General features: G+C 64.8%; 8 protein-coding genes, 1 tRNA gene and 1 pseudogene. 6 read left to right on the plus strand and 4 right to left on the minus strand.

Annotated elements, in window-relative coordinates; genetic code table 11:
• Positions 1-369: 369 nt before the first annotated feature.
• Both ACWEOI_RS35300 and ACWEOI_RS35305 read right to left on the minus strand, forming a co-directional pair.
• Positions 370-525 (minus strand): annotated as a pseudogene (locus ACWEOI_RS35300) (helix-turn-helix domain-containing protein); the annotation flags it as partial.
• Positions 526-549: 24 nt separating this feature from the next.
• Positions 550-1,266 carry an alpha/beta fold hydrolase gene (locus ACWEOI_RS35305; RefSeq protein WP_452362395.1) on the minus strand — a complete coding sequence of 239 codons (717 nt, stop codon included), beginning with the start codon at positions 1,264-1,266 and terminating at the stop codon, positions 550-552.
• Between the two features lie 100 nt (positions 1,267-1,366).
• Here ACWEOI_RS35305 and ACWEOI_RS35310 point away from each other — a divergent pair, with 100 nt between their 5' ends.
• The 6 genes from ACWEOI_RS35310 to ACWEOI_RS35335 all read left to right on the plus strand — a co-directional run bounded on the left by ACWEOI_RS35310 (position 1,367) and on the right by ACWEOI_RS35335 (position 5,524).
• Positions 1,367-2,062 (plus strand): helix-turn-helix transcriptional regulator, encoded by a 696-nt coding sequence (locus ACWEOI_RS35310; RefSeq protein ID WP_452362389.1) that lies wholly within the window; start codon positions 1,367-1,369, stop codon positions 2,060-2,062.
• 208 nt (positions 2,063-2,270) lie between these two features.
• Positions 2,271-2,720 (plus strand): hypothetical protein, encoded by a 450-nt coding sequence (locus tag ACWEOI_RS35315; RefSeq protein WP_433671463.1) that lies wholly within the window; start codon positions 2,271-2,273, stop codon positions 2,718-2,720.
• 60 nt (positions 2,721-2,780) lie between these two features.
• Complete coding sequence (locus tag ACWEOI_RS35320) at positions 2,781-3,179, plus strand: DUF4870 domain-containing protein (protein WP_452362390.1); 399 nt, start codon at positions 2,781-2,783, stop codon at positions 3,177-3,179.
• A gap of 94 nt (positions 3,180-3,273) precedes the next feature.
• Entirely contained in the window at positions 3,274-3,786 is a 513-nt protein-coding gene (locus tag ACWEOI_RS35325) for a DinB family protein (RefSeq protein ID WP_452362391.1), read from the plus strand.
• Between the two features lie 66 nt (positions 3,787-3,852).
• Positions 3,853-4,014 (plus strand): hypothetical protein, encoded by a 162-nt coding sequence (locus ACWEOI_RS35330; RefSeq protein ID WP_452362392.1) that lies wholly within the window; start codon positions 3,853-3,855, stop codon positions 4,012-4,014.
• A gap of 91 nt (positions 4,015-4,105) precedes the next feature.
• The gene (locus tag ACWEOI_RS35335; RefSeq protein WP_452362393.1) at positions 4,106-5,524 is read left to right on the plus strand and encodes a serine/threonine-protein kinase; all 1,419 of its coding nucleotides are present in this window, start codon (positions 4,106-4,108) and stop codon (positions 5,522-5,524) included.
• 7 nt (positions 5,525-5,531) lie between these two features.
• Here the strand turns inward: ACWEOI_RS35335 and ACWEOI_RS35340 are convergent.
• Positions 5,532-5,607, minus strand: a tRNA-Lys gene (locus ACWEOI_RS35340).
• 110 nt (positions 5,608-5,717) lie between these two features.
• Positions 5,718-6,896 (minus strand): ATP-binding protein (locus ACWEOI_RS35345; RefSeq protein ID WP_452362394.1); only part of this gene is annotated, 1,179 nt, incomplete at its 5' end.

A 6,896-nucleotide genomic window follows, 5' to 3' on the forward strand; every position in this document is an offset into this window, starting at 1 on the left:
AGAATTCGAGTTCCCTTGCGCGCCAGACCCATCACCCCACTCAACACGATGAAGCCCCAGAACTCGAATATCCGCTCATGCCGCATACCGCGCTGTTCGAAGAGGCCACGACCGCCGGCCAGGGAATCCACCGAGCCCCGCCCGGAACACCGGACGGGGCTCAGTCAAACCAGGTGGTCAGGCTACCGATGCACGATCGCTCCTCGCGACCGAGAACATCGCCGAACAAGACGGGCGAGGCCGTGACGAAGCGATGTTTGAGCCTGCGGATGCGGCTGTGCGAAGGCATCGACCAGCGAGAACAACGTCAGGAGCTCTGCTTTCCGCCAGAGGTTATTCCAAAGCGGAATTCGACCCTCTTGAACCGGGCTCACCGGCGAGGTAGCGATCGACCCGGCGCTTCACGGTCGGCCAGGACACCTGGAAACGGGCAGCGACCTCGCTGATCGGCCACCCCTCCTCTACGACCAGACGGGCAACCTTGAGGCGATGTCTTGGGGTGAGCGCGGCATCGGGGTGTGTCATGAGATCTTCAGGTCTGTCTGCGGTTCAGTTAGCTGGGGAAGTCGCTGCTGCGGCGAGGATGTGGGCGAGGTCACCGGGGCGGCTCCACATGGGCCAATGCCCGGTGGGGAGGTCGATGAGGTCAACATGGTCGAGGTTTGACACCTCGGCGAACATGGGATGACCGGAGTTGGCCAGCTGCATTATCTGCGCGCTCGGGATCGAGCAGCACACCAGAGTGGTCGGGACCGCCAGACGCGCATCGTTGGTGAGCGCCACTTGCTGGCGTAGCACGGGACCAGGTTCTGGAACGGCCCTGGCTCGAAAGCGCTCGAGAGCCTCAGTGCTCAGGCCTTCGAGGCTGGCCTGCTCCCCGAGCGCGTCGAAGGGCGGCAGGGGAAACTCATCCAGATCCTCTGGCGCATCCGGGGCGAAGATACTGCCGGACGCGACGGGCCCGCTATCGACCCACACCACTCGGCGGACAAGTTCAGGATGCTGATCGAGCACGAGGCTCACCGGCGCGTTTGCTCCGCTGTGCGCCACGATGACTACCGGCTGGGCCTCGGAAGCATCAGCCTGAGTCATGGTCTGCTCGATCGCCGTCGCCTGGTCATCGAGCGTTCTGGACGCCCGCTTGGGGTCCCGCTCATCGAGGCCGGGAAGCGTCATCGGGATGGTTCGCCAGCCGTCAGCGGGCAGGTGTTCCAGCACCTCGTCCCATGCCCAAGCTCCCAGCCAATGGCCAGCGATCAGGATCATGGTCGGGCTGCTCGCGTTGTTCGTCACTCCACGATGCTCTCGAGCCTCGCGGACAAGGGTATGTCACCATTTTTGGCATGATTTTTTGCCGGGGTGGGAGATGAAGAGGTCGGAGCGACTCCACGCCCTGTCCGAGATGCTGCGACGCAGCGGACCGCGTGGATGCACCGCTGAGCGACTGGCAAAAGAGTTCGGCGTGTCCGTGCGGACGGTCAAGAGAGACCTCACCGCACTCGAGAACAGTGGCGCGCCGGTCTGGTCGCGCCCGGGCCCCGGCGGTGGCTACGGGCTAGTCGCCGGAGGCACCCTGCCACCGGTCAGTCTGACCCCTGTGCAGGCAGTGGCACTACTCGCCGCAGTTTCTGCTGCATCCGATGCCCCCTACGCTGATCTCGCTTTGGCCGGCGTTCGGAAGATTATGGACGTACTCGATCCACGGACCCGGGCGAAGGCCGATGAGCTGGCCAGTCGCGTCTGGGTGAACGCGCCTCCTGCTCCGCGCGCGATCAAGTCAGCGCTGGAGGAAGCGATGGCCGAGCAACAGGTGGTGCGTATCCGCTACACCTCGGGTGACGGCAGCAAGACCACCCGCGACGTCGAACCGGTGATGTTCGGCTCCACGAACGGCCATTGGTACCTGATCGGGTGGTGCAGGCTACGCAGCGATATGCGGTGGTTCCTCGTGTCCCGTATCGAGCACGCCAGTGCAACCAAGATTGCCTGCAGCGGCCATGACATTGACGAGATCGGCATCCCCCCAGCAACAGCAAGACCCGTGAATGGCCAGGGTGAGTGAGGCACTCTATTAATCAACGTCTCCGGTCAATACACCTAGGCCCGTTGCGGTGAGCGCGCGTTGTCGACCATCACCACGTGATCGATCGCTCGGAACGCACTATTCTGCCGCATACCGCGCTGACCGAACCGGCCAGCGCGGTGCGATGGAAGCAATCTGGTGCTGTCGATTTGAGCTGGGGTTGGTTTGAGTCGGTCACGCTGGCTCCATGTACATTCCGTGCTCGGAGTTCAGGCGCACGCCGCTGGAACGATTCGACCAAGATCTCGCGTGGCATCGAGACGACCAATGGTTCTTTGCTGCCGGTGCCTGCCACATCCTGGCCTACGTCTTCCTCGAACAGCATCGGGGCCGCTTCGCCGCGTTCGGGTTGTGGCCGTGTATGGCTGACGATCCGAGCCATGTTTACGCCGGTGACGGCATCTGGGCCTTCGACCACAGCGGATGGACACCTGTGGGCGAACTACCAGGGGCCGGCCAGGCGGCAGAGCCCGGCGCGGACTATCGCTCGCGGCCAATCGAAATGGATCTTGACGAGTTCTGTGCGCGGCACTGGCATCGCAGCCCAGCGGAGTTCATCTATGACCCGCGGCCACGTGCCCGCGCATACATCGCCAAGTTCCGGCTGCCGGCGTCGCAGCCGTTCGCTGGCCTGTGACCTGCGGGTTCGGCAGGAAGTTGGGATCGGTAGGGGGTGGGGGCGGCATTTACTTACGGCATGACATTTTCTCAGCCTTCCGCAAACCAGCCGCAGTCCACCGGGTTGGACAAGAAGACCAGTGCGATTCTGTCCTACGCGCTGGGGTGGCTCACCGGGGTCATCTTCCTGTTCGTGGGGAAGAAGGATCCGGATGTGAAATTCCATGCCTCGCAGTCGATCGTGTTCTTCGGGGCGGTGTCGGTGGTCAACTTCGTTCTGAGCATCGTCGGGTCGCTGCTCGGGGCGCTGGGGATCATCTTCAGCCTCGCCGGGCTCGTGGTCGGACTCCTGGCGCTCGTCGTGTGGATCATGGCGATGGTTCAGGCCAACAACACCGGCGGTGTGCGTGCGCCGCTACCGATCGTCGGAAAGTTCATTGCCCCGTATGCCGATCAGCTGGCCAACTCGGTCAAGTAGCGGCGAAGATCAACGGCCCGAGGGGATCTCGGGCCGTTCGGCATTTTCGGGGAAGGTTCGGGCGGGTGGCGCTCGAACGGGCGAGAATGGCCGGATGAAGTCGAGCCAGCGGGCCGAGACGCCTCGGATTGCCGGAGAACGCGAGACGCTCACCAGTTTTCTGCAGTTTCAGCGAGATACGTTGGCGTGGAAGTGTTCGGAGCTGCCGGCCGCACAGTTGCGGCGGCAGGCGGTGTCGCCGTCGAAGCTGTCGCTGCTCGGCCTCGTGCGTCATATGACCGACGTGGAGCGCGGCTGGTTCGCCCGCACGCTCGGGGGTGTGGATGCGCCCGCGTTCTACTGGGGTAACGAGCGGTCGGAGGATGTCGACTTCGACGTCGACGATGCGGACGTCGATGAGGCGTTTCGCTTGTGGCACGAGGAGTGCGCTCGCTCGCGGGAGATTGTGGACAGCTGTGAATCACTCGACACGGTCGGCGATCACCAGTCCGACGATGACGGCTACAGCGTGCGCTGGATCCTCACCCACATGATCGAGGAGTACGCCCGCCACAACGGCCATGCCGACCTGCTCCGAGAACGACTCGACGGTCAGACTGGCGAATAGGGCCGGTCGTGGGTTCGCTCTAAGGTTCAGTCATGTCGTTTTCGCCGGTGTCGTCGTTGAGTCCCGATGCCTATCTGGGTGGACCCTCGGCTCGGCGAAGTCGACTATCCGGAGCTGTACCGCAGCCCAGCCCGATCCATCGTCGACACACTGTCGAAGGCGAGCGACATGCTCGCCGTCTATGACGGGGGACTGCCGTCGGGTCTCATGGATGCGAGGGCGATCTGACCGTCTGGTTGCGGGCTCCGTGGGCACCCGTATTCGAGTACGGTTGACTGACTCCGAATGTTGCTGGGGCACAGAACCGCTGGGAGCAGTCATGTCTTCGCTGGGACGACCGGGCTGGGTTCTCGGCGGCCGCTACCGGTTGATCGAGAAGCTGGGCAGTGGCGGATTCGGGACCGTCTGGAAGGCACGCGACGAGCGGTCGCGGGTGGATGTCGCGGTGAAGGAAGTGCTGCTCCCGCAGGCCGAATCCAGCGCGCAGCACTCGGAGCGGGTCGCGCGGGCGGAACGTGAGGCCCGCAATGCCGGGCGGCTGCGCGATCATCCGAATATCGTCGGTGTCCTCGATGTCGTCACCGACAGCGGGACGCCCTGGATCGTCATGCGCCTGGTGGCCGGCCGCTCATTGAAGCAGCGCATCGACAGCGACGGGCCGGTCGACGTCGCGGAAGCCGCCACCGTCGCCGCCTCCTTACTGGAGGCCCTGCGGGCCGCCCATGACGCCGGCGTGGTCCACCGCGATGTCAAGCCGGGCAATATTCTGCTCGCCACCGGTGGCGAGGTGCTGCTCACGGATTTCGGAACCGCCCGCCATCACTCCGATCACACGCTGACCGCCAAGGAGGCGCTCATCGGTTCGTTCGAGTACATGGCACCCGAACGCGTCGACGGCGACGACACACCCGCCGGTGACCTGTACGCCCTCGGCGTCACGCTCTACCACGCGGTGGAAGGGGTTTCGCCGTTCCGTCGTGACACCATTCACGGAACCATGAAAGCGGTCATGTTCGGTGCGGTTCCCTCGCCGGTGCATGCCGGGCAACTCGGTCAGCTCATTACCCGGCTGATGGACAAACGGCCCGAGTCACGTCCGTCCATCCCGCACGCACTGGCCATGCTCACGGCCCCGGCACCGCCGGACCTAGCGACGAAATCTGAAGTCCCCAGAGAAAATTCACGATCGTCGGGCACCGGCCGCAGGCGCGGCGATGTCAGCCAATTGCTGGCCCGGGCCCGTGATCATCAGAAGCGCGGCGACATCGGCGAAGCCGAACGACTGCTCCGCCAAGCCGCCGCCATGAACGACGCCCTCTCCATGTCCTTCCTGGCGCGACTACTCGAAAACCGGGGCGCCCGAGCGGAAGCCGAACGCTGGTACCGGCGGGCCGCCGAGCGCGGCGAAACACTCTCGATGCTGACCCTGGGCCATATGTGCATGAAGACCGGTGACCTCAGCCAGGCCGCCTACTGGTACCGCCGCTACATCGACAATGGCCACACTCTCGGAAAGGTGCACCTGGCAACGGTTCATGAGGCCCGAGGCGAGGGCGACCGAGCCGAACTCCTCTACCGCGAGGTCGAACAAGACGGCGACATGGTCGCGCTGAAAGCCCTGGGTGACCAATGGAAATCCCTCGGGCGCACCGACGCCGCGAAACGCGTATACCTCAAATCCGCTCGAGCCGGCTACGCCCCGGCTCGAGACGCCCTCGGCGGTCTGACCTCGCGTTAGGTATTTCTGGTGCGCCATCAGGGACTTGAACCCCGAACCCGCTGATTAAGAGTCAGCTGCTCTGCCAATTGAGCTAATGGCGCTTGCTACTTCGTTGCGGGAAGGAACTTTAGCAGGGTGGGGGCTGGAAATGGAAACGGGTTTTGTGGGGGAGGGAGACGGCCCCGGCTGGGTGCCGGGGCCGTGCCCGGGGTTAGTTGATTTCGGCCAGGACGGTGCCCTGGGTGATGGCGCTGCCGGGCTCGACGGTGAGGCCGGTGATGGTGCCGGACTTGTGGGCGGTGACCGGGTTCTCCATCTTCATGGCTTCGAGGACCACGACGAGGTCGCCCGCTTCGACGGATTGGCCCTCTTCGACGGCCACCTTGACGACTGTGCCCTGCATGGGGGCGGTGACGGCGTCGCCGGAGGCGGTGCCTGCGCCTGCACCGCCGCGCTTGCGGGGCTTCGACTTCTTGCGGATCGGGGTGGCGGCGGAGGCGGAGAATTGGGCGGGGATGGAGACTTCGACTCGGCGGCCGCTGACCTCGACGACGACCTTCTGGCGCGGGGCCTCTTCGTCCTCTTCAAGGGGGACAGCGCCGGTGTAGGGCTCGATCGGGTTGTCCCACTCGTTCTCGATCCACTTGGTGTAGACCTCGAACTTCTCGCCGTCACCGATGAAGGCGGGGTTGGTGACGATGTGGCGGTGGAACGGGAGGACGGTGGCCAGGCCCTCGATGTGGAATTCGGCGAGGGCGCGGGCTGCTCGTTGGAGGGCCTGGTCGCGGGTTTCGCCGGTGACGATGAGTTTGGCCAGCATGGAGTCGAATTGGCCGCCGATGACAGAGCCCTCGACCACGCCGGAGTCGACGCGGACGCCGGGACCGGTCGGTTCGCGGTAGGTGACGACCGGGCCCGGTGCGGGGAGGAAGCCGCGACCGGCGTCCTCACCGTTGATGCGGAACTCGAAGGAGTGGCCGCGCGGGGCCGGATCCTCGGTCAGGGTCAGGGCGTGGCCCTCGGCGATACGGAACTGCTGACGCACCAGGTCGATTCCGGCGGTCTCCTCGGTGACCGGGTGTTCCACCTGGAGGCGGGTGTTCACCTCGAGGAAGGAGACCGTGTCGCCCTGGACGAGGTACTCGACCGTGCCCGCGCCGTAATAGCCTGCCTCGCGGCAGATCTGCTTCGCCGACTCGTGGATCTGGGACCGCACGGAATCGGATAGGAAGGGTGCGGGGGCTTCCTCGACGAGCTTCTGGAAGCGGCGCTGCAGCGAGCAGTCACGAGTACCGGCGACGACCACGTTGCCGTGCTGGTCGGCGATGACCTGGGCCTCGACATGGCGGGCCTTGTCCAGGTACTGCTCCACGAAGCACTCACCACGACC

The sequence above is a fragment of the Nocardia sp. NPDC004340 genome (assembly GCF_053602575.1).